We start from the raw sequence: 23,690 nt of genomic DNA on the forward strand, positions 1-23,690 counted from the left end.
TTCTCACTTTTTAGGTGATGGCTCATCGCTAACCCCGCGGAAAGCGCCGCCTGTAACGAAAACCAACAGTAGTATTGAATCGATCTTTTTCTCCAAAATAAAAAAAAGCCGCTCCAATAACTGCCTGGAGCGACTTCATTTAAATATGGACTTTACTTTATCATGATTTTTTCAAGTTCTGACCAATGCTTCATCCGTGGTAGATCTACATGCTGATTATACGATTGGTCCATAATGTATACTTTCGTTGTAACATCACTTAAAGTTTCAAGAACTGCTGGTTTATCATCAAAATAGTAATCTAATGCTAGTTCTTTAATTGTTGCAATTTTTTCATTATCTTGCATGCCACAGTAGAAATGGTTATCTTCCACTGGGAATCCTTGAGCTTTCATCCATTCGCGCGTTTGCGTGCAGTATTTTTTAGGACGTGATGTAATATAAAAGATCTCATGTCCGTCTTTTTTTAATTGCTGCAACGTTTCAATTGCCCCTTCAAATGCTGGGCAATCCGTAAAGTAAATCTCTTCCATCGAGTCAGTCCACATTTTATTTCCAACTTCTTTTTCAAGTCCAAATGCTTCATGGATTTCAACAGTTTTTAAACTTTGGAACACGTCTAAAGCAATACTTTGATTTAATTTTTTATTGTATAAATGGAAGGCATACTCTCTTAAATTGATTAACGTATCGTCAATATCAAAACCAAATTTCACGTAAATTCTCCTACTCTTTAAGCCATTACGACAAATTGTGACGCAAAAGACTGCTCTTTTTCAATTTGAATCGCTTGAATCTTTTCTACTTCTTTTTTTCTTCTAGACGCACAATCAATAAAACTAAATTGTGATATATAATCTTTATCAATTAGAGCAGCTAAACAATCTGCATCTGTTAATGCGCTATTTAATCCGAAAGCCCCTGTTGGTGTCATCGTGTGGACTGCATCCCCTAGTAACGCAACGCCGTCCTTGCCCCAGCTTTCGCTCGTAGAACTGTACACATCTAACAGTACAAAATCCTGCCATGATTGAATATGTTGATGAACGGTTTCTTTAAGTTGAGGAAATGCTTCCACCAATTGCTCAATAAACGGAGTAAACGGCTCCTTACGCAATGTTGGATACGAGCCTTCTTCAATATTCCAACCGATTTGTATAAAGCCTTTTGCTTGTGTAAATAGAGAAAGCTGTTTATCACCTATAAGCGCCATTTTAATAGATGGCTCCCAGTCGTGTGGTGCTGGAATTCTAGCCCAAAGTAAATCATAGCCATGCTTACGAATAGTGACATCAATTTCTGCTTTTTTTCGTACAGTTGAATAACGACCATCTGCACCGATAATAAGTTGACTTTCAATCACCATTTCTTGCCCATCTTGTACTGCTTTGACACCACAAAAATATCCTGATTCATCTTTTAATAACTCTACTACTCTAGTATTCATCAGACAAGTTAAGTTCGGATATTCCTCTGCTGCCTGTATCAGCACTGTTAATAAATGTGCTTGTGGTACGTGGATGCCTAGATGACCTACTTTTGGATCTGGTAAAATGGTTTTAAATAGCTTTCCTGCATGCCAATATTCAAGTTGCTCCATACGTAACAACCCTAATTGCTCAATTGCATCAAAAAGACCGTGTTTTTTTAAAACAGCTTCGCCTTCTTCGTTTAAATGCTCTCCGCGAAATGCTTTTCCAATATCTTGAGTTCGCTCCAGAAGCATAACGGAAACGTTTTTCTTTGCAAGTAAATACGCTAAGAGTGCACCTCCTGGTCCAGCTCCAACGATACATACATCTACTTTCACATTCACTGCTGATCACCTTGCTTTGGATACGCTGTAATCCGAATGTCTTCCCCAAACTTTTCAATTTCTGCAAAAGATACAAGCATGGCAGCATCTATTGTATCAACATCTTTACCTGTAAATGGTGTGACAGAATTACGACCGCCCAATACTTTCGGTGCCATATATATAAAGTACTTATCGATTAAATTAGCTCGTAAGAAAGAGGCATTGACTGCACCTCCACCTTCCACGAGCACATCTGTAATTCCACGTTTATATAGTTTTTCAAGCATTTCTTGTAAATTTAAGCCATTTTCTGCTCTTGATACATTTATTAACGAAACGCCTTTTGCTTTATACAACTTGACCTTCTCTGTATCGGCTTCTAGACTTGTCACAATAATCGTCTCAGCAACTTCAGTTTGCATGACATTGGCATCTAATGGTGTGCGTAATTCACTATCTAGAATAATGCGGATTGGATTTTTCCCTCCGCCTTCTGGTAATCTAGTCGTCAAAGATGGATTATCCGCTATTACCGTTCCCACGCCGACTAGAATTGCATCCACTTCATGGCGAAGCATATGAACATCCGCTCGAGCTGCTTCACCTGTTATCCATTTGGAATGGCCTTTATGTGTTGCGAGTTTGCCATCTAGCGTCATCGCAAATTTCGAAATGACAAAAGGACGCCCCGTTATCATATTGTGAATGAAGCGTTCATTGAGTCTTTTAGCCTCGTCCTCTAACACGCCGACTTCTACTTCAATTCCTGCTTCTCGTAACAACTTAATACCTCTACCTGCCACTTCTGGATTTGGGTCTTGCACTGCTACTACAACGCGACGTACTTCTGATTCCTTCACAAGGTTCGCACAAGGTGGTGTTTTACCAAAATGCGAGCAGGGTTCTAACGTAACGTAAAGGGTGGCACCTTTTGAATGATCTCCTGCCATATTAAAAGCGTGGACTTCTGCATGCGGTTCTCCCGCTTTGCGGTGTAGCCCAGTACCAACAATGACGCCATCTTTTACAAGGACAGCCCCTACGATTGGATTCGGATTTGTTTTACCTTTTGCACTTTCAGCTAAATCAAGTGCTAGGCGCATATAGTCTTGATCAGTTTTCATCACTTTTCCCTCCTTAGACGTTTAAAGTAGGTAATTCTTCTAGAATATGTCCTGACTTTTGGACTTTTGTTTCTAAATAAAAACGGTTTGTATCCGTAAGCCCGCCCCATAATGGTACGTGATGATCCGCTAATAACCCATGAGCCTTTAAAGCAGCTAGCTTTTTTGGATTATTTGTAATTAGCGTAACTGGTTTATCTCTTAACGCTTCTAGTACACGAATAGCATCCTCGTATGAACGTGTATCATCCTCAAATCCTAGTGCTTGATTCGCTTCTACCGTGTCATGACCATTTTCTTGTAAAAGGTAAGCCAATGACTTGGAAAATAAGCCAATACCTCGCCCTTCGTGATCTGCTAAGTAAAAGATTGCTCCGCATCCATGATCCGCTATCATTTTCATTGATTCGTGAAGCTGATAACCACAATCACAACGCTGACTACCAAAAATATCGCCAGTGTGACAAATACTATGCATACGAATGAGTGCATCCTCCTCTTGCGCAAAGTCTCCATATACTAAAACAGACGACTGTTGACCGAATGCTAAATTGGACGTTGCAAGTGAAGCAACTAACTCTTCAATTGTTAGCATTTTATCGACCTTTACCCAAGAATACCAGTTGAAAGTAGCAGTAAAATCATCTTGTTTAATTGGCATTCTAACTGGACCTACTAAACATAAATTCTCCTGATCAGTAGTTTCAATTATTTTGATTTTTTCTCGTAATATATCTATCGTTTCTTTTAATATTTTCATTTTTTTCTCACCCATCTATCTTATAGTGTGAACAGTGTTCATTTCATGATGAATGACCTGTTTCCTATTTCTATTATATTCTCTTTATAATAAACACTTACATAACGTAACCTAGTATATAATTACAAGCAAAAAGAGTCAAATGATATACTCCTATTGCAATTAGCTACTTTCCTTTAAAATAATTAAAAAAATGCAAAAATAAAATTTGAACGAAAGGTCTTTTGAATACTTCTAATCAAAAGGCCTTTCGTTCCATTTAATCTTAACCATAGCATTCATTTTAACATAGTTTTACTGTTTACAAGATCCTCCAAATGGTACCAGCCTGAATCAGCCATAGATGATCGGTAATTTTTCAAAAAAATATCCCTTATACAAGAACTCTGTATAAGGGATTAACTAATCACACAGTTTCAGCTTTAGCTATTTATTAATTATTTGGGAAAATTTTTGCATCAAGTGATATTTCTGATCGATTCGCAAAAACAAAATAAGCTGATACTGCGAAGAAAATTAATTCAAGTTCATAACCCGCTGCTACACCTTCCCCAAGTAATCCTAAAGGAAGTTTAACTGTCACAATGGCTACAACCATGATGATTGCAAATGTTGCCCCTATAATTCTAGTTCCTAAGCCTAGTACTAATGCTAATCCACCCACTAATTCAACACTAGCAACAACATAAGCCATAAAACCTGGAATCCCTAATGACTCGAAAAAGCCTACTGTATTCGTAATTCCTCCTTGGAATTTCGCTACACCATGCAGTAAGAAGGTAAAGCCAAATAATATGCGTAGAATTAAAGTCCCTATGTCTTGTTTGTTCATGTTTTTTCAATCTCCCTTCACTTGTATTTCGTAACTTACTGTATATTAGTAATCTGATTGTGTCAATAAATTAAATTACAAAAAGTAACTTAAAGTGCAACAGATCTTCATAATTTTTTACTTTCTCGCAAACTCCTTGTCCTACTTAACTTTTGAAAAAAGGATAAGGTGACGTTTCAATAGGATCGAGAATAATTGTGTAAATATTTGCGCTCCTCGGCATTTACTTATGGTAATGGACATTCGAAAGTAAATGCAAGGAAGTGAAAATTTATTTCATTATATGAAACTACAAGAATTAACATGCATTTCTAAAAGTTAGATAAAAAGCCGCTCCACAAATCCTGGAGCGACTTCTAAAGATAATACAATTCTAATAAATATCTCTTTCCCAAAAACGTTGTTGTGCAATTGCTTTCACAAATGTCTTCCCGAACTCAGGATTTCCTGTGGCAAATACGATTCCTGGTCCCGCTTTTGCATTTGAAGCTTTAAAAAATGGCACACCCGAGTTTGCTACCCCAATTGGTTTATAATGTTTGTACGCTTCATTTATAAAGTAAATGATATCAGAGTTGAGTTTAGCTTGATTGACAGCCGTGCCACCAACTACATATAAGGAATCGAACAGAACAGGATCTGTTGTAAGGTAGGTTTCATTGACCTTTACTTTAAATCCATCTTTACTTCTGACAAGCCCCAGTTTTTCCGCCACAATTCGGTATTGTACTCCATAGCGTCTTAACGTTTTTACAGTCTCTTCCACTTCATCCACATCAAAACCATTGCCAAGAAGTACAGCGACCTTTAACGTAAGCGGAAGTTTCCTTGTATTTTCCTGACTAAGTGCGGGTGAAGACGTGGTAACTTGGGATTGCTCTCCTGTTGGTCTTTTTACCCCTATATTATCTGCAATAATGCATGCCATTTCTTTATCCACGTGGACGAACATATTTACTGCTTGTTGTCGAACATCACGACTATTTACTTTTCCCAGTTCAAAGGAGAATGCAAGAATAATATGCTGTTTTTCTGGAGGTGACATACTGTTCCAAAATAGCCTAGCTTGTGAAAAGTGATCATTGAATGACGGACTCCTTGCTTGAATGACACGGCCTTCTACTTTTTCTTCATAATGAACAAATCCACCTTCTGCTGCGGTGCTTGTGGAAGGCGTATTATTAGCAAGCGAATTCTTATGATAACTTACCTTTCCTACATTGATTGTTTGACGACTAAAACCATTGCGCTGGTTGTTATGAATCGGACAAACAGGTCGATTGATCGGGATTTCAGTAAAATTAGGTCCCCCAAGTCGAAGGAGCTGTGTATCTATATACGAAAATAATCTCCCTTGCAACAGTGGGTCATTCGTAAAGTCAATGCCAGGTACCAGATTTCCAGGATGGAAAGCTACTTGCTCTGTTTCTGCGAACACATTGTCGACATTTCGGTTTAGTGTCAGCTTGCCGATTATTTTTAGCGGAACAATCTCTTCCGGCCAAATTTTTGTGGCATCAAGGACATCGAAATCGAACTTGAATTCATCCGCTTGATCAAGCATCTGTACTCCAAGTTCATATTCCGGATAATTTCCATCTTCAATGGATTCCCATAAATCGCGTCGCTGAAAGTCTCCATCTTTCCCCGAAATTTTCTGCGCTTCATCCCATACAAGCGAATGAACACCAAGAACAGGTTTCCAGTGAAACTTTACAAATCTTGCAACCCCTTTGGCATTTACAAAACGAAACGTGTGAACGCCAAACCCTTCCATCACTCGAAAATTTTTCGGAATTGCGCGGTCGGACATTTGCCACATAACCATGTGGGCTGACTCCTGATTGTTCGCGACGAAATCCCAGAATGTATCATGAGCGGAGGCTGCTTGTGGTATCTCATTATGCGGTTCTGGTTTCACAGCATGAATCAGATCTGGAAACTTCACTGCATCCTGGATAAAAAACACCGGGATATTGTTTCCAACAAGATCGTAGTTCCCCTCCTCGGTATAAAATTTAACCGCAAACCCTCGAACATCACGGGCTGTGTCTACGGAACCTAAACTACCAACTACATTCGAAAATCTTGTAAAGACTGGCGTTTTTGAACCTGGATTCTGAAGAAATCCCGCTTTTGTATATTCCTTCATTGATTCATACAATTCAAACTCTCCATGAGCTGCGTACCCTCTTGCATGCACAACCCGCTCTGGAATTCGCTCATGATCGAAATGAGTGATTTTCTCTCGAAGATGGAAGTCCTCCAGTAATGTTGGACCACGCACACCCGCTTTTAATGATTCCTCATCGTTTGATACCTTGAGTCCTTGATTGGTTGTAAGCTTTTTCCCATCATTGTTCACACGAAACTGCTCCAATTGGCGTTCCTTACTGTTTTTATCCATATTGTTCATTTGGTTTGACGTCGAATTGTCCACGTAATCCCCTTTCACCCTGCCTTAACTTTCCTACACATACTATATGTTATTCGGTTAGTGCTTAGTATAAATACAGTGATTAACTTATACCTCCATTCACATTGTAAAAAATAGGCTCAGTTAAACAATCATGTTGATACCTGCCAAAAATCCGCTCGCTTTCCACAAACGAACGGCCAAGCCACGTTGGGGCAACAAATTGTTGGTCACGAATCCGTTGCCACATGGATGCGGCGAACTTAGTATTTGTTCCTATAAGGCTGCTCTGGGATCTCGGAAGCCCGTTTTTCCGCAGGAGTCTCGCGGATTTTCGTCACAAGATTTATACTTCTAAAAAACTACACCCTAATTGAACATAGCCAAAAAATAAAAAGCAAGAGACTGGATTCTTGTTCGAATTAGTCTCTTGCTCTACTATTTTACTGGTAATATAACGGTGAATGTCGTGCCTTCCTGCCATTTACTTTCTACTTGAACTTGCCCCCCATGTAATTCGACAATGTCTTTAACTATTGATAGACCAAGTCCTGTTCCTTCTTTCGTTCGAGAAGTATCCGCACGGTAAAAACGATCAAACAGATAAGGTAATTCATCCTCCTTCACTCCGATTCCTGAATCTTGAAATATTATCATGATGTCCTTTTCCGTCTGTGAAAGCGAAATATCAATGGACCCATTTTCTGTATTGTACTTGATAGCATTCGACAATAAGTTCTCCCATACATTTTCAAGTAAGCTCTCATTCCCGAAATAGTGAATAGGACTTAAATTATAATAGATATCCATATTTAACTCTTGTATAAGCCACATATATTTTGCGGTGACTTCCTTTAATTGTCGATCTAGAGCTATATCGTTTCTTAAGATTGTACGAGAAGATTGATCTAGCGATGTTAAAAGAAGTAGTTGTTTGGTCAAATTGGATAAACGCTTCGTTTCATCTTCAATCACCGTCGTATATGCTAATCGTTGTGTGTCTGAAATCGAAGAAGACTTCAACAAATCTGCATATCCTTGAATGTTCAGTAAAGGTGATTGAAAATCATGTGATACATTACTAATAAATTCTTTACGTGCTTGATCATTTTCCTGTAGTTGATGCGACATTAGATTAAAGCTTCTAGCTAATTGCCCAATTTCATCTTTACGATTTATATTCAATAATAAATTAAAGTTTTCACGCGAGATTTGTTTGGTTGCCTCTGTTAATTGCGTAATTGGTTTGATTAATTGCTTCGCCACAAATACCATAGCGATCAGACTAATAAGTGCAATAGAAATTATTAAACCAGCTAAAACAGTATGCACTCCCGAAAAAAGCAAGTTTATATCCGGTCGCAAGAACATTCCATAATTTTCCCCATTATATTTGAATGGAAGACCAACAGTATTACGTAATTCATTTGCAAAAAAACCGGTAATAAAAAATTTTTTGGGATATTCTAACATCCCGTGATATATGTTCCCTTCTAAAACCTTTTCCTTTGCAGCTTCAGATAAGTTTTTTTCTTTATACTTCTCCCCGAAAAACTGTTCATACCCTGACTCGTTAATAATATATACCTTATAACCTATATTACTGATCGTGGTTAAATATTCATCTAGGTCTAAATTGTCGGAAGCCTCTATATAATCGGTGATTTCCTCAGCAATTGTTACATTTGTGGCGTCAATTTGTTCCTTCGTCACATTATGGTAGTACTCATTCGTTATCAAAAAACCAATTCCCGCACTCATTACCATAATGCCGATGGTAGTTACAATAAATTGTCGGTATAAGGTTTTCAAAATACCACCTCTAGTTTATAGCCAAGACCTCGGATCGTTTGGATCTCCACATTTGCATGTAAACGCTGTAATTTCTCCCGAAGACGTTTCATATGCGTATTCAAAGTATGATCGTCCCCTTCATAATCGTACCCCCAAATTTGCTCCATGATGGTACCCCGTTCCACGACATATCCTACTCGACTTGCTAATAATGCAAGCAATTCAAATTCTTTTAACGGTATGACAGCGGATTGCTCACCAGTTGAAATTTCAAACATATTCCGATTGATCGTCAAGTTCCCAACTTCAATGATGGAAGTGAATTCTTTTCGAAATCGCCTTAAAATTACCGCTACGCGAAATAGAAGCTCTTTCGGTTCAAAAGGCTTCACTACATAATCCTCTGCACCAGCTAAAAAGCCTTTTGCTTTATCTTCCATTTCGCCTTTAGCGGTTAGTAATAGAACTGGAATTTGATAGTCTTTATTCAAAATAGTGGTTAATTCTATACCGTCCATGCCTGGCATCATCACATCGACAACTGCTAAGTCCGGCAACTGATTCTCCAAAATCATCAAAACTTCATCCGCATTTGTAGCTCCCAACACCTGATAGCCTTCTTTTGTTAAATGGATCGTGATGAGCTGAAGAATATGCACATCATCATCAACAACTAAAATTTTCATATGAATCCGCCTCTCCAAATGTACAGAAACGCAGAGACAATTATTAAAAGGCCTCTGCTTTACTACTAATATTAAGCTTTATCTTTTCAATGAAATAAAATCAATGCTGGTAATAATATAGCACGTACTAAGAATGTAGCCATTAAGATACCAATATCTACGATAAAGCCGAAAACAAACAGATCTGCAATTGGCATTGTCGTTAATGCCCAAATGTAGCTGCTAAAATTAACACAGCAGAAGAGAAACACCGCCAGTATTATGGATTGCAATTTCTAATGCTTCTTTTACTTTGAGTTTTTTACGTTCTTCTATGAAACGAGACACTAAAATAATATTATAATCTATTCCTAACGCTACGAGGAAGATAAATGCGTATACTGGGACACGCGTACTTATAGCATTCGTATCCAAATAACACATCTACTAGGAAAAGACCAAGTCCAAGCGCTAATATGAAGGAGACTAAGATTGTCACCAGTATTTTTATATAGTTTACACAAGTTCCTATTGTAGAAGAGTAACCTAAATTGAAACTGAACTAATAGAGGAATCATTCCAAATATATCAACGTAAATTAAATCATTCTATTTGTGACAAATTCATGAATTTTCACTTCCATTACAACATCCGACAATTTTTGCATTTTAGATATTATACAATGAACTCGTTGCTTCCCTACCTCTAGAAAATCTCCTTAAGAATTGAAGCCAAATATAAATCATGGAGGAAGTTTTATGCATTGTTTAATGAACGAGAACGCGTTGGACATTCGAATAGAGAACAAAAGAAAAAATATGTATAAGTTGGCGAATAAGTTAGGATTCACTCATCCACTTGTCGTCTCAATTAGTCAAGAGCTAGATGCGTTACTAAATCTTAATTGAAGAGGATTATAAGTGTCCTAATATAGTAAAACCGATCCGAAATCCACAATGGAATTCGATCGGTTTTATTCATTTTAGTAATAAATGCTTAAAAGTAAAATAGTCTTATGGTTTAATTTTCCCTTCATTTATTTATGCAGATTACTTGGATAATAAAAAATCGCAAATGCAGCAGATTTATGGTTTGCTGATCCAAATGGTGACTATGCAGCAATATGGATACATGATGTCAATATGTACAGCTTTTATCCAATAAAATAAACTGTAGAATTTCAAAACCGCTCCCATATGCTCTACTTGGGGCGGTTTTATAATTTGGTAACGCAAGTTTATACGATTTATGTGATAGAATTACCAATATCAACTAAAAGGAGGAATTGTAATATGTTTTTCGCAAATACACCAGAACCCCCATATTATGCTGTGGTCTTCACTTCTCAAAGAACTGAAAATGATAACAAAGGTTACAACATAACAGCTGATTTAATGGATGAACTTGCTTCGAAACAAGTAGGATTCTTAGGAGTGGAAAGTGCAAGAGGACAGAATGGATTAGGAATAACAGTCTCCTACTGGGAATCTCTAGAAGCTATTAAGCTATGGAAAGAGAATATAGCTCACAAAAAGGCTCAAGAAAAAGGCAAACAAGACTGGTATTCTTCCTATACAACTAGGATTTGTAAAGTAGAGAGAGATTACACAAACACTAAATAAGTTCTGGGCTTCATGCTTTCACATGAAGCATTTTTTGTACATAAAATGTGTCATTTATTCTTCAATGTGTTTGTTCTCCCGTTGAAATAATCATGTACAAGCGCAGAGGCACTTTGATCAGATATCTCGGGATACGTATAATTTAGTTCATTTGCTACTTTTTGAGCGACCTTTCTATAAAGCTCCATCGTTTGAAAAAGGGCCTTCCAGACACTTTCTTCGTCGTATGTTCCATAAATCTTATCAAAGTCTTGTAGAACATCCTCATCTACCCAGTCTTCAAAGAATCTTACATCATGCCAGTTTTGCTGATCCGTGCTCTTGTTCATCTTTGATTGCAGCTTAACATTTTTTAATAACAGGCGTTTCAAATAACCATCGCAGCAAGATTTAGCAACTAACAGCTCCCCACGGCGCAACTTTTTAGCGATAAAAACTGTATGGAACCAAAAGTCATTTACGTCATTCTTAAATTCACTAAACTTTAGATCGTCTATCCGTTTTGTCTCTGAAGTAGAATGATGAAACACTTCCGTAAGCTGATCTTTATCTAGTAATACTTTAACTCCACGTGCAATTACATCTCTCACTTCATCGCTTTCTAAAAATGGTTTAGCCATTTCTAGTTGCAAGAAATTAAAGTCTACAATATTACCTCCCTCAAACATGACACGTCGTTCCATTAAGCTTCCAACAGGGCTTTCTTCTATAAAAGAGACCTGAGGATTCCCAAATTGACTAATCCACTCTTCACTCTGCAACCATTTATCCACATCAGATGACACAATGGCTAAGTCCAAATCCGACCACTCATCTGCAGGTTTATCACTACGAGCCATTGATCCAACAACGAAAATAGAACGAATATCATCCTCTTGCTCACCCCACAACCTAACCCTATTCATCATTTCTTTGTAATCGATCATACGATTCTCCTATTCAAGTTAATTGTTCAGTTATAATAATTTATTGATTGCCTTAAACATTATGCAAGTTATCCCTCCTTGAATAGTAACGTTATTTATTCTATTCAACAGTTCTCTTGGATACTCCCTTGATTTACATGCACCTTTTAAATACTACTCCCAAATGCAAATATTAAATCTGTTTCACAAACTAACGCTCCGTCAACCGTTGCTATTCCTCTTCCTTTTCCAATAGGTCCTTTTAAACGAGTAAACTCTACTTCCAGTCGAAGTTGATCCCCTGGCTTTACTTGCTGTTTATAGCGACAATTATCAATTCCAGCTAAAAGCCCTAATCGGCCTTCGTTTCCATCTTTTGTAAGCATAATAACTGCACTTACTTGAGCGAGCGCCTCTACAATTAATACACCTGGCATCACTGGATAACCAGGAAAATGTCCATTGAAAAATGCTTCGTTTCCTGACACATTTTTAATCCCAACCGCTCGTTCTCCTTCTTCTAATTCCAGAACTCGATCCAATAAAAGGAATGGGTAACGGTGTCTAATAATAAATTGAATTTGTTGAGTATCTAACAATATTAAAACCTCCTATCGGAATGATTATATAAATTTCGGGCATTTGCGATGGTTTGTCGCTTGTTCAAAAGCGTAAGCAAGTTTAATTAATACACCTTCGCTAAAAGCCGTACCTGCAAATGTTATGCCAAATGGTCTTCCACTTTCCATGTAACCAGCAGGTACAGCTATAGATGGGTAGCCAGCTTTAGCACATATGGTTGAGCCAATATAAGATGGAAAAATGATCGCATCAAGGTCATACTTTTTTAATGTAAAATCAATGCCCATATCCTGTGAAAAATACAAATCTTCTAATTTGGCATTCAAATATTCGGGATTTCTTAAAGTGTTTGGAAGATTTTCTCTATACTCCAACTTATTTTGACCATATTTTAAGACTTGCTGTTCATTTTGTTTATTAAATTGAATTAATTCTGTGTCAGAATGGACTGGTATGTACGAAGGTAACTGGGATAAGTAATTTCCTAAGCTATGTTTCAATTCATAAATTGGTACTCCCCAACTCCAATCCCTATTGAAAGATGGTATTTCGATATTGTCAACAATTACTGATCCTTCTAGAGTTAAGGTGTGAATAACATCTTTAAACAGATTTTCATCGTATTCTCCTGAGTTATAATATTCCTCCGAAGCTTGATTAAATATACCGATTCTAGCACCTTTCAATCCCTTAGAATCTAGGAAGACAGTATAATCTTGTTTGGAAATACCCTCGCTTTTGTAAGTAGCTGGATCGGATTTATCGACACCCGTTAAAGCACCTAATAATATTGCTGCGTCCGTAACTGTTCTTGCAAAAGGTCCTGCTGTATCTTGTGAATATGTAAATGGGATAATTCCTTTGCGACTAATTAACCCAACAGTAGGTTTAATTCCGACCACTGAGTTTTGAATTGCAGGACTAAGAATGGAAGCATCCGTTTCCGTGCCAACAGACAATACGCTAAAATTTGCAGCAACTGCCACGGCAGAACCAGAGCTTGATCCTCCAACAAAAAGGTCAGCATCCCCATATGGATTTAACACTTGTCCTCCTCTGGAACTATAGCCTGCCCACATTTTAGTTGACATGCCATTTGCTAATTCTGTCATATTTGTCTTACCTAAAATTACAGCACCTGATTCGCGAAGTTTTTCCACAAGAAATGCGTCATGATGGCTAAGATGATTTTCTAATGCAAGTGTTCCTGCACTGGTATGCATGGAATCATTTGTTTCAATATTGTCTTTAAGAAAAACAGGAATACCATGTAGTGGCCCCCTAATTCCCTTTTTCTTTCTTTCATAATCTAGTGCTTCCGCAATAAAAATTGCATCAGGATTTATTTCAAGAACAGAATTTATCTTCGGACCGTCTTGGTCATACTTTGCTATTCTGTCCAGGTAATACATCACCAACTCTTTATAGGTTACTTCTCCGTTCTGGATAGCTGCTTGTATCTCATTAATCGTTAATTCTTCTTTAAAAAAATTGTTGAACCTAATTTTCATATAGTACTCCTTCAATACTGCAAAATTTTGATCTATAAAATACTATTCTGTAAATATTCAAAAATCCCTTTTTCAACTTTCCTTTCTTTTAATTGATTGATGTATAGTAAACCCTCTACGATGCATAATCACTCCACCCCATATGTTTTGGTGTAACGTAAACGGAATAAAAAAAGCATTACCCTTTATTGAAGTAATACCGACGTTATTTCATATCACATTATCAATACCTTCTTGTTTCCTCCTCCGAAAACCTAATCTGTGGTTTCTTGACAGTCTGTGACTCTTCAACTTAATTAAATAGCTTTTTCAATCAAACCACCAGTCATATAATATTTCACCACGTTCTTCAAACGTTGGGAAAAGTATGTGGAACACTGGATATGTCATCTCGTCCTCATGATCATGTTCCCATAATATTGTCAACCATTCTTGGAAATTATCTAAAATCTTTACAATCTTGGTTGAAGATTGGCTAACAAACCCAACCCTATATTCATGATCTGGAACGCCATCTTCGCATAAGAATACCCAGTGGTTGTTCGAAGTTTCTCCAGCATCAAACGTAGTGAAGGAAATAAGCCGATCAGATTCTATCCACTCATTGGTTTCTACGATTAATACCTCATTCGGAATGTCAGGAATAATCCTATCTACTTTACAAATATCACCACAAGGAGAGTCTTCACTAACACCTCCAATGGGTTCACAATCCAAAAAAAATATACCATTGGAGAATTTCTTCAAAAATTCCACAAATGAAACGGGCAGTCGATATCCAAGTGTTTCTTCATGTGTTGCAATCATTTCATCTGTAGCAACATCTATCCTATCAATCTCAGGATATTTTTCAATGAATTGGTTAATAAATTCATTAATGCTCATACTATCCCTCCCTCATATTAGCTATTTCCTATCTCTGGTCGAATAATCAAATTTCCAATTTAACTAGCTTGCCCTTTTTGTTAAGTAACAGTTAATTCGAACAAACCCTAATTATTAATACAAATATGATCATCATAATGATGGAAGTAATATTTAATAAACACCCACCACTTGGTGAACCAGTGATTGCTTGTGCGAACGTATTATTTAAAGTGCCGATTGGATTTTTTCGTTGTTCTTTTGTTTTTAATCTTTCTCTTTCTTCTTCAGACATATCACCACCACATCCTATCCATTTTATTATGTTCGCTCCCTTATGTTTAAAAAAGTCTCCTTTAATTTTTATCAGAATTCGTTGCTGTTCAGAAATACCTTTGTATTCAACTAACCTATCACTTTCGTTCAATATAAAAAAAGAGTCGCCTAAGCAACTCACTAACCTTAAAAGAAAGCTATTAACAGCTTAAATTAAGAACCTAATATAAATGGAGAGATAATTAGTACTATAGAAACTAAAATTAGTGTCAATGAAACATTCTTTGGAAGCTTTTCTCTACCCTTTCCATTATACCAACCAGAGAATTGCCACTTATTCCTATACAGAACAAAGAGTATTAACAAAATAGCTATTTGACCAAGCCATGAAAAAGTTTCACTTACTTCTAATCTTGTATATATGTTTACTATAATCGCGGATCCTAAAGCACCAAAAAATGCAAATATAATAATTATACGTAGTAGTTCTAATAATGTTCTTAATAATGTTTTCATTTGAATGCCCCCCTTCTTAAACCACCTCCCTCAACGATCCTACCACCGAGAAGAACTGTATATTCATCAATATCATCCGAAAATTTGTGCCGCAATACCATATAAATTTTTATTTCGACTAGGCATAGTATCGGAATTAATTATCATTATTGGGGGTTGACTCACTTTTTCAAAGCCACTATCATATAAAAATTTAATAAACATTTCATCTCCTGTTGAAGTATCAATCCTTAGATTTCCATTATGATTTAAAGCCAATTGATTTATTAGAAAGGTAGCTGCATAGTTATTAGGAGCAACAATCGGTCCTAATACTAAATTTTCTGGACCTAAGATAGAGAGACCATATCCCAGAACTCTACCATTTTCATCACTTAGGATAAGCGATTGGTGAGACTGTCTTATTCTATTTATGAGGAATTTTCTCCTCGAATCTCCAAATGCATCTGTATCTAATTCAACAACTTTATCAAAATCACCCTGCTTTAATACCTCTGCTTTAATTCCTTCTAAAGGTAATCTATTAGATGGTATATAGTTGTTACAGATGAACTTTTGTACGTAACCCACTTCTTTAAAACCAATTTTTTCATACAAAGGTTTTCCTTCGGGTGTAGCAATTAACATGATAGATCTATTTTCTGGTACCAGATCAATACACGCTTGAGTAGTTTCTTTTCCAAGACTTCGGCCTCTATATTTTTTATGTACAATTACCATCCCTATTGAGGCTAAATGCGTATCATAAGGAATTATTGCCGCACTTGATACAAGGTGACCGAACTCATTTTTATGTCCGATAATTTTACCCGAAGACATAACTGTTCTAATTTCATCTCGATCATAATCCCAACCAACTGATTGAGATAAAGAAATTAATCCTTCCACATCATTCTCATCCAAAACATTTAATTTGAGGTTCTTAGTTGTATGATTATCCATCGGCAACTCCTTATTATCCATTTTATTAAACGTAGTTCTTTAACATGTACCATGATTAACTAAATCTCTTGTTAGTCTTATCTATTACTTAATTATCGGAGTTTTCTTGTTTTCTTTCCAATCTAAAACAAATGCTTTTTGACGTGGATTCAAGTTTACTGGAAGTTCAGTTTTAGAGAAAAATTTATGTTCTCTACTTTCGATTCCTACTTGTTTCAATTCCCCGGTATAATTATTTGTCTTAAATATTATTTGAACACTAAATACTTTATCTTTATTTGGATATTGTACAAAGCATTTTTCACCTGAATATAATCCAAATAACTCTAAACCGGTAACGATTAAACCTGTTTCTTCAAAGGTCTCTCTCTTAGCCGTAATTTCGAAGGTCTCACCAATTTCCATTACCCCTCCTGGAATACACCAATTATCTTCATCAGTACGATGCTGTAATAAAATTCTTTCATTTTCTTCAATAATAACCCCACAACCAACTGTGAAAAGGGTTTCATTTCCTATAAATTTTCTCATTTCACTTATGTAATTCATATTATCCCCCATAGCTTTTCATTCTTATTTCTATATGTTTACTACAAATACCTTTAATATGAAATCTAATTCCTACTCTTACTGCTGTGACACCAATATCCTGTTGCCCCAATGAGGCTTGGCAGTTCGTCCGCGGAAAGCGAGCGGATTTTCGGTTGGTGATAATATAATCATTTATCAGAGTCTAATTCAAAAAGAAAAAGCTGCCCTGTAAGGACAGCCATTGACTACTTGGAAATGATAAATACACCACCACAATGAGATGTTTGCTGAAATTCACATGTACATATATTTATTAGGGATGCTTTTAACTCTTCATACACGAGATAAAACTCATCATTATCCCAATAACTCCTGTTATTATTTCTGCAAATTTCAAGTTTCTCTCGTGTTTGGAAAGCAATATCCCCAATAAATATTTTCCCATTGTCAGCAAGTAAAGACAGTAAACTTTCTATAAATCTTGTTTTATCTTCATCTGTTAAGTGATGTAATGTATACGTGCTTACGATAGAGTCATATTTATTTTCTTTCACATAATCTGGTAAACCATTTGAAATATCCCACTCTATTAAATTTGCCATCGGCATTTTTTCCTTTGCTATGGCAATCATCTTTGGTGAAAAGTCTATGCCATCCAATTGATGACCATTTTCATAGAGTTTGCTGGTTAAAACTCCAGTTCCAAACCCAATATCTAAAACTCTGGACTTCTTTTTTTGCATCACTTCATTAAAGATATTATTTAATATATTTTTATAGCCAGCAAACGGATACAAATTATTTTCTTCACTTACTTTTACAGTTTTGTCATAATCATTTGCCCATAAGTCAAATCCTTGGTTATTTAGCACGAACGTTCCTCCTATTAGTTGGACGAACTATCGAACTTGATAGTACCCTCTAAAACAGTTCGATTAGTCGACCATCATTTCCTCTAAGCCAAATTGATTCATGTTATTGTTATTCATAAAACATCACACCTTTCATAGATATATATAAGAATTATAACATAATATTTACTTTGTTTAGAAAAATCAATTAATATCGAACGTATTTTTTGAACTGAATTCCTACTGTCATTGTAATAGTATTAAATAATGGACTTTTATCTAATCTCAATTACAAATGTATAGGATACTTCCCCATTCGACCATTTAGCTAATACCTCATATATATACTGTCCCTTACTTGTGGGCACTGATAATTGATTCTTATCAACTTTAACTTCTTTTTCTCTCCCGTTTTCATTCCATATATAGACAGATATTTCGGGATTTCCTTCGATTTCGATTTTAATGTTAGGGCTTTCCTCTATTATTACTGCTTTCACATTTTCAGCTATTTGGTTTGGAGATGCTGCATCCGTTTGTACAACTTGTGTTTCTAACCCTTGCTTTCTTTCCCATTTATAATTCCCTACGATCATTTCATATTCTGTTTCATTAATATAAATGAGCCCTGTCATAGATGGGGGGAATTCATTCTCATTTCCTTCCCCCTCTTTATTCGTTTCGTTTGAACAAGATGTTATCCAAAGTGAAGAAAATACGATAATTGACAATATCAGATGTTTTAATTTCAAAATCATCGCCTCCCTTTTCTAATAAGGCGTTAGCTACCAAATAAAGTTACATTTAAAGGTAACTCCTTCGTGTTATTTACGCAAAGACCGTAACTATAAGAGCGATTCCATTAAAAGTGCTATGCATAATGATTCCTGGAATAATGGAACCGGTCTTTTCATATGTCCACGAAAAAAATAACCCAGATACAAGTGCTGTTGGTAATACATTATACGTTGGAATGTGAACAACCATAAAAATGAGAGAACTGACTACCATCCCTATTAAAATCCCATATTTTCCTCTAAACCATCTATATAGAAAACCACGATAAAAAATTTCTTCGTATATAGGAGAAACAATGCTAGCCGACACAAATGCAATTACAAAATTTATAAGAGTCATTCTAGACTGAAGACTCTCCGTTTTGCTATTTTCTAATTCCCCCCCTAAAACTTCCATTCCTATTGCAATTGCTATGCTCACAATAATTAAAACAAATGTCCACCCAGCTAAAGGAATCCAATAGTTTCTTGGAAACCTAGTTAGCCCAACGTTTCTCCAACTTAGTCGATTCGGTCTCAGTGCTATAAAGTAGATTCCAAGAGTGAAAATAATGGACATAATAAAACCGACGAACGTTCCAGAATATAAATTATTTTGGAACAGCTCTGCTAAAAAACCTTCCAATAAAAATTCAATAAAATATGGTACCACAACTAGCACTAAGCCAAGTAGTAGTAGAAGTTCTCCCCACGCCCAAGGTGTTTGCTTGAAATACAGTTCTCTATTATTCAATGAAATTCCCCCAATAAATATGTGTTATATTAAGTCTAATAGGTTACGTTACGTCACCTGCAAGTATTTTTTAGGGAGGGATTTTTTTTGAACTATTACTCAACAGGAGAAGTAGCACAGAAACTAGAGATTTCCGTACGTACAATACGATATTATGATCAAATCGACTTGCTAAAACCGTCGTTAAAAAAGGACAATGGTAAAAGGTTTTACAATGACTATGACATCCTAACCTTAGAAAAAATCACAATTTTGAAGACACTGAATTTGCCTTTAGAAGATATAAAAAAAGTAATGACGGAAGTCACGATTGAACAGATATTAACGGCTAATAGAAGATTATTAAAATCGAAGATGACTGATTTAGAAAAATCCGTATTACATACAAATACGTTGCTGAACATACTAAAGATTGAGGATGAGTTAGACTGGGAACAACTGATACCATTAGTTAGAAAGGGCAAAGAAGAAAAACAAAATAGTTGGGATACCTACTTTACTGAGGAAGAGCAGGAAATGGTAAAAGCAAAACTACCCAAAATGGAACGAGATGACAAACAAATCAAGAAGTGGATTAATCTGATTAAAAGAATTGAAATTTGTTTGGAAAAAGAAATCAATTCAAGTTCAGAAGAAGCACAAATTCTTGCGGAGGATACTATTATACTGACGAATGAAATATTTGGGGGAAATCGTGAGTTAAAAGAGAAGTTTTGGAACGTTCGTAAATCTCCAAAAGAATCTGAAGCATTAAACTTATATCCCATAAGAGACGAAGTGATGCAGTTTTTAGAAGAGTCAATTCAATACTTTGAGAATAATTCAACTGAAACGAAAAGACCTTAGAATTATTTTCTGAGGTCTTTGCATGATTATATTAATTAAATGTAAATGAATTAATTTCATAAATAGTACTTAGTCATTAAAATACGAACATTTATCACCTTGTTGATGGAAGCGACAGGTGGCGATTCCAGCGGGATGAGTGAGACAGATAAGCCATCACAAACGACGCGTAGCTGTGGTGATGGCTTATCGCTCACGCCGCGGAAAGCGTCCGCCTATAGCGGAAATCAACTATACTTTATTTCGCTTTAATAATATTTCTTTCGTTTCCTTTAGTATTGTGCATGTTTTTTTATGTAATTTGAAATGATGAAATTGATTCAATACCTCTGCTATTTTTGAAGTAGGGTTTGGTTGATACATCTTCCTTTTCCATGTGGTATGCAAAGGGGTGTTCCGAATAAAGGATCTACGCTCACTTCACAATTCATATCAAACACATTTTTGACGAGTGAACAACTAATAATATGTTCAGGCTTACCTTGTGCAAATATTTTTTGATTCTTGACAGCCACTATGTTATGCGCGTATCGACATGCTAAATTCAAATCATGTAGAACCATAACAATCGTTCTCTGTTCTTTACTATTTAACTCAAATAACAAGTCTAATATTTCAATTTGATGTGTCATATCAAGGTATGTGGTTGGTTCATCCAGCAGGATTATATCGGTGTCCTGTGCTAACGTCATTGCTATCCATGCTCTTTGGCGTTGTCCACCCGACAAGGAATCAATTGGTCGTTCCTTTAATTCTTCCAGGTTAGTAGCAATTAATGCATTTTGAACTTTCATTTCATCCTCTAAAGACCACTGCTTTAACCAAGTTTGATATGGGTAACGCCCTTGCTTCACCAGTTGAAGTACAGTAAGGCCTTCTGGGGCATCTGGAGATTGAGGAAGAATTGCCATTTTTCTTGCTATTTCTTTTGTTGACTGCTTGGCAATAGCCTCTCCCTCTAACAAGATAGCACCTGATTTCGGCTTTAATAATCGGGCAATGGAACGAAGAAGTGTAGATTTCCCACAACCATTAGCACCGATAAATACAGTAATCTCCCCTTTAGGAATAGTAAGATCCAACTCATTAATGATAATCGTATCCCCGTATGAAAGTGTTAATTTGTTCGTCTCAATGGCTTGCTCCATTTTCCCCACTCCTTCTTACTTTGATGTGTTTCTAGTTTTGTACAGCAAATAGATAAAATATGGTGCTCCTATTGTTGCCGTAAAAACTCCGGCAGGAATCTCCAATGGAGAAAATAAAGTACGCCCAATTAAATCTGCAATCATTACTAATATCGCTCCAACCAAAGCGGAAGCTGGTAACAGTGAACCGAAATTTGATCCTACAAGTCTCCTCGCAATATGAGGAGCCATTAACCCTACAAAGCCTATTCCCCCTGCAAATGCTACTGAACTACCAATTAATGCCGTACTGATCATTAATAATGTGAAGCGCTGTCTTTGAACACTTCCACCAAGACCCGTAGCTACGTCATCCCCAAGCTCTTGTATGTTAATATTCCTTGCATAAACAAACGCAATTACAAGAAACAAGATCGTCCAAGGACCCAAAACCGCTACGTTCTTCCAAGTTGAACTTGATACAGATCCTGTTATCCAAAGGTTTGCTTGGCTTGCCTTATAAATTGGTCCTAAAATAAGCATCATTGTTGTCAATGCTTTCATCAAAGACATGATTCCAATTCCAATCAGTACAAACCTGATAGGAGAAACTCCATTGTTCCAAGCCAATAAGTACACAAGAAGTGCGACAATTGTTGCTCCTATAAATGCTGCAAGCGGTAGCCAACTGATGCTTACAGTTAATGCATGATTTTTATCACTAAAAACCGCCAAAAAACCAACAACTGCAACTGTTGCCCCTCCAGTTATCCCCAATATATCCGGTGACGCTAGAGGGTTACGAATCATTCCTTGCAAAATCGCCCCAGATACCGCAAGTCCCATCCCAACTAGAAGAGCTATAATAATTCGTGGGAGACGAAAAGACTGAACCACTAGCTGTTCTAAATCCGTACCACCACCAAAGAAAACTTTTAAAACATTTAAGGGATGAATAGTCATCTCACCCAACCCTGTACTTATAACAAAAACAGCAATTGTTAATAAAAATAAAGTAAGAGTTTTCATCATTGCTTTATAGTCTACTAAAACCGAAAGTCTTTCTTTGAATAAACGAAGGCTTTTATAGTGTTTCATCCTTTGTTGAACCCCTTTCTTGCAATGTATATAAAGAACGGGGTTCCGATAATTGCCGTCATAACACCAACTGGAACTTCCTGAGGCATCAATATATATCTCGATGCAATATCTGCTGCAATTAGTAATATAGCTCCGTTAAGCGCTGCATAAGGGATTAACCAGCGATGATCGAACCCCACTATGAACCTCGTAACATGAGGAATAACGATTCCTATAAAACCAATTGGTCCAGCAACAGCGACTGATCCACCTGCAAGTAAAACAATAATTATTCCTATCGTGATTTTAAGGATTGCCGTGTTTAACCCAAGTCCTTTTGCAACATCTTCCCCCATAGAAAATACATTCACTTTACCAGATACTAACTGGGCTAAGACCCACCCAAGAACCAAGTAAGGAAGCACTGCAACCAAATTATCTAAGCTTCTTCCAGCAACTGATCCTGCAAGCCAAAATAACACTTGGTCTAAAAGAGCTTCATTTGAAACTAGTAGGCCTTGAGTCAGCGATGCTATCATAGCCGTCATAGCGGCTCCTGCCAAGGTTAGCTTCATAGGCGTTAAACCGTCCCGACCGACACTACCAATCATATAAACACTAATAGCTGCAATAGCTGCTCCAATAAAGGAAACCCATGTAAATAACTGTAGGTTGCTTACTCCAAAAATAGTGATTGCAATCACAACGGCTAGTGCAGCACCAGCATTTACACCTAATATATCAGGAGACGATAATGGATTCTTTGTTAGTGCTTGCATGAGTACACCAGCAATAGCAAGACTCGCACCTACAGCGGCAGCGATCAATGCACGAGGAAGTCTTACAGTTCGAATTACTATATGTTCCGTTGATCCATCAAAATTAGTAAAAGCGTTAAAAGAAACTTGCCAAGTAGTATTCGTATAACCGTACACAATACTTATACTCATTAAAACTATAAGTATTACAATAGTGACACCAAATCCAATCAATCTTTGCTTAGCATTTTTTAATAGCATATATAATTACCTTCCGAATCCCATTTCTAAATGTTTCTTTCATTGTAGTTGTGAAAATGGGATTCTGTCAATGACTCTGATAATCATTTTCAATTAATT

25 protein-coding genes and 1 pseudogene are annotated in these 23,690 nt (G+C 36.5%); 3 read left to right on the top strand and 23 right to left on the bottom strand.

Features of this window, described 5'->3' with window-relative positions:
* Positions 1-152: 152 nt before the first annotated feature.
* From MHB48_RS11295 to MHB48_RS11335, 9 genes and pseudogenes are all read right to left on the bottom strand, one after another.
* Positions 153-716, bottom strand: a complete 564-nt coding sequence (locus MHB48_RS11295) for an HAD family acid phosphatase (RefSeq protein ID WP_342598186.1) — start codon at positions 714-716, stop codon at positions 153-155.
* Between the two features lie 17 nt (positions 717-733).
* Complete coding sequence (locus MHB48_RS11300) at positions 734-1,816, bottom strand: FAD-dependent monooxygenase (protein ID WP_342598187.1); 1,083 nt, start codon at positions 1,814-1,816, stop codon at positions 734-736.
* On the bottom strand, positions 1,813-2,922 hold the full coding sequence (ribD, locus tag MHB48_RS11305) for a bifunctional diaminohydroxyphosphoribosylaminopyrimidine deaminase/5-amino-6-(5-phosphoribosylamino)uracil reductase RibD (protein ID WP_342598188.1): 1,110 nt from the start codon (positions 2,920-2,922) through the stop codon (positions 1,813-1,815). Before ribD ends, MHB48_RS11300 begins: the two co-directional genes overlap by 4 nt.
* A gap of 13 nt (positions 2,923-2,935) precedes the next feature.
* Entirely contained in the window at positions 2,936-3,682 is a 747-nt protein-coding gene (locus tag MHB48_RS11310) for a GTP cyclohydrolase II (protein ID WP_342598189.1), read from the bottom strand.
* A gap of 433 nt (positions 3,683-4,115) precedes the next feature.
* Complete coding sequence (locus tag MHB48_RS11315; RefSeq protein ID WP_342598190.1) at positions 4,116-4,514, bottom strand: DoxX family protein; 399 nt, start codon at positions 4,512-4,514, stop codon at positions 4,116-4,118.
* Positions 4,515-4,887: 373 nt separating this feature from the next.
* Positions 4,888-6,930, bottom strand: coding sequence for a catalase (locus tag MHB48_RS11320; RefSeq protein ID WP_342601360.1), 2,043 nt, complete (start codon positions 6,928-6,930; stop codon positions 4,888-4,890).
* A gap of 438 nt (positions 6,931-7,368) precedes the next feature.
* Complete coding sequence (locus MHB48_RS11325; RefSeq protein WP_342598191.1) at positions 7,369-8,742, bottom strand: HAMP domain-containing sensor histidine kinase; 1,374 nt, start codon at positions 8,740-8,742, stop codon at positions 7,369-7,371.
* Positions 8,739-9,410 (bottom strand): response regulator transcription factor, encoded by a 672-nt coding sequence (locus MHB48_RS11330; RefSeq protein WP_340921334.1) that lies wholly within the window; start codon positions 9,408-9,410, stop codon positions 8,739-8,741. The genes MHB48_RS11325 and MHB48_RS11330 overlap by 4 nt, the downstream gene beginning before the upstream one ends.
* An 86-nt stretch (positions 9,411-9,496) precedes the next feature.
* A pseudogene (locus tag MHB48_RS11335) lies at positions 9,497-9,900 on the bottom strand (MMPL family transporter); the annotation flags it as partial.
* Between the two features lie 247 nt (positions 9,901-10,147).
* On the opposite strand from MHB48_RS11335, the gene MHB48_RS11340 reads away from it, so the two are divergent.
* Positions 10,148-10,297, top strand: a complete 150-nt coding sequence (locus MHB48_RS11340) for an aspartyl-phosphate phosphatase Spo0E family protein (protein ID WP_342598192.1) — start codon at positions 10,148-10,150, stop codon at positions 10,295-10,297.
* A 384-nt stretch (positions 10,298-10,681) separates the two neighbouring features.
* A complete protein-coding gene (locus MHB48_RS11345; RefSeq protein ID WP_342598193.1) occupies positions 10,682-11,011 on the top strand; it encodes an antibiotic biosynthesis monooxygenase in 330 nt (109 codons plus the stop codon).
* A gap of 50 nt (positions 11,012-11,061) precedes the next feature.
* On the opposite strand, the gene MHB48_RS11350 is transcribed toward MHB48_RS11345, so the two are convergent.
* The 11 genes from MHB48_RS11350 to MHB48_RS11400 all read right to left on the bottom strand — a co-directional run bounded on the left by MHB48_RS11350 (position 11,062) and on the right by MHB48_RS11400 (position 19,519).
* A complete protein-coding gene (locus MHB48_RS11350; RefSeq protein ID WP_342598194.1) occupies positions 11,062-11,937 on the bottom strand; it encodes an aminoglycoside 6-adenylyltransferase in 876 nt (291 codons plus the stop codon).
* A 146-nt stretch (positions 11,938-12,083) separates the two neighbouring features.
* The gene (fabZ, locus tag MHB48_RS11355) at positions 12,084-12,515 is read right to left on the bottom strand and encodes a 3-hydroxyacyl-ACP dehydratase FabZ (RefSeq protein WP_342598195.1); all 432 of its coding nucleotides are present in this window, start codon (positions 12,513-12,515) and stop codon (positions 12,084-12,086) included.
* 24 nt (positions 12,516-12,539) lie between these two features.
* On the bottom strand, positions 12,540-14,009 hold the full coding sequence (locus MHB48_RS11360) for an amidase family protein (RefSeq protein WP_342598196.1): 1,470 nt from the start codon (positions 14,007-14,009) through the stop codon (positions 12,540-12,542).
* Between the two features lie 309 nt (positions 14,010-14,318).
* Positions 14,319-14,894: an SMI1/KNR4 family protein gene (locus tag MHB48_RS11365; RefSeq protein ID WP_342598197.1), complete on the bottom strand. Its 576-nt coding sequence runs from the start codon at positions 14,892-14,894 to the stop codon at positions 14,319-14,321.
* Between the two features lie 91 nt (positions 14,895-14,985).
* Entirely contained in the window at positions 14,986-15,168 is a 183-nt protein-coding gene (locus MHB48_RS11370; RefSeq protein WP_342598198.1) for a DUF6366 family protein, read from the bottom strand.
* Positions 15,169-15,362: 194 nt separating this feature from the next.
* On the bottom strand, positions 15,363-15,665 hold the full coding sequence (locus MHB48_RS11375; protein WP_342598199.1) for a hypothetical protein: 303 nt from the start codon (positions 15,663-15,665) through the stop codon (positions 15,363-15,365).
* Positions 15,666-15,737: 72 nt separating this feature from the next.
* Positions 15,738-16,607, bottom strand: a complete 870-nt coding sequence (locus MHB48_RS11380; protein WP_342598200.1) for a GNAT family N-acetyltransferase — start codon at positions 16,605-16,607, stop codon at positions 15,738-15,740.
* 84 nt (positions 16,608-16,691) lie between these two features.
* Positions 16,692-17,156: an NUDIX hydrolase gene (locus MHB48_RS11385; RefSeq protein ID WP_342598201.1), complete on the bottom strand. Its 465-nt coding sequence runs from the start codon at positions 17,154-17,156 to the stop codon at positions 16,692-16,694.
* Positions 17,157-17,383: 227 nt separating this feature from the next.
* A complete protein-coding gene (locus MHB48_RS11390) occupies positions 17,384-18,010 on the bottom strand; it encodes a class I SAM-dependent methyltransferase (protein WP_342598202.1) in 627 nt (208 codons plus the stop codon).
* Positions 18,011-18,264: 254 nt separating this feature from the next.
* Positions 18,265-18,741 carry a hypothetical protein gene (locus MHB48_RS11395; RefSeq protein ID WP_342598203.1) on the bottom strand — a complete coding sequence of 159 codons (477 nt, stop codon included), beginning with the start codon at positions 18,739-18,741 and terminating at the stop codon, positions 18,265-18,267.
* 76 nt (positions 18,742-18,817) lie between these two features.
* Positions 18,818-19,519: a type II CAAX endopeptidase family protein gene (locus tag MHB48_RS11400; RefSeq protein ID WP_342598204.1), complete on the bottom strand. Its 702-nt coding sequence runs from the start codon at positions 19,517-19,519 to the stop codon at positions 18,818-18,820.
* An 87-nt stretch (positions 19,520-19,606) separates the two neighbouring features.
* Between MHB48_RS11400 and MHB48_RS11405 the strand changes: the two genes are divergently transcribed.
* The gene (locus MHB48_RS11405) at positions 19,607-20,365 is read left to right on the top strand and encodes a MerR family transcriptional regulator (protein ID WP_342598205.1); all 759 of its coding nucleotides are present in this window, start codon (positions 19,607-19,609) and stop codon (positions 20,363-20,365) included.
* Positions 20,366-20,697: 332 nt separating this feature from the next.
* Here the strand turns inward: MHB48_RS11405 and MHB48_RS11410 are convergent, their stop codons facing one another.
* Genes MHB48_RS11410 through MHB48_RS11420 form a run of 3 tightly spaced genes read right to left on the bottom strand, consistent with a single transcriptional unit; the run spans position 20,698 to position 23,591 of the window.
* A complete protein-coding gene (locus tag MHB48_RS11410) occupies positions 20,698-21,513 on the bottom strand; it encodes an ABC transporter ATP-binding protein (RefSeq protein WP_342598206.1) in 816 nt (271 codons plus the stop codon).
* Between the two features lie 15 nt (positions 21,514-21,528).
* A complete protein-coding gene (locus tag MHB48_RS11415) occupies positions 21,529-22,590 on the bottom strand; it encodes an iron ABC transporter permease (protein ID WP_342598207.1) in 1,062 nt (353 codons plus the stop codon).
* Entirely contained in the window at positions 22,587-23,591 is a 1,005-nt protein-coding gene (locus tag MHB48_RS11420; protein WP_342598208.1) for an iron ABC transporter permease, read from the bottom strand. The genes MHB48_RS11415 and MHB48_RS11420 overlap by 4 nt, the downstream gene beginning before the upstream one ends.
* Positions 23,592-23,690 lie beyond the last annotated feature (99 nt).

The organism is Psychrobacillus sp. FSL H8-0483 (assembly GCF_038637725.1).
Classification (GTDB): Bacteria; Bacillota; Bacilli; order Bacillales_A; family Planococcaceae; genus Psychrobacillus.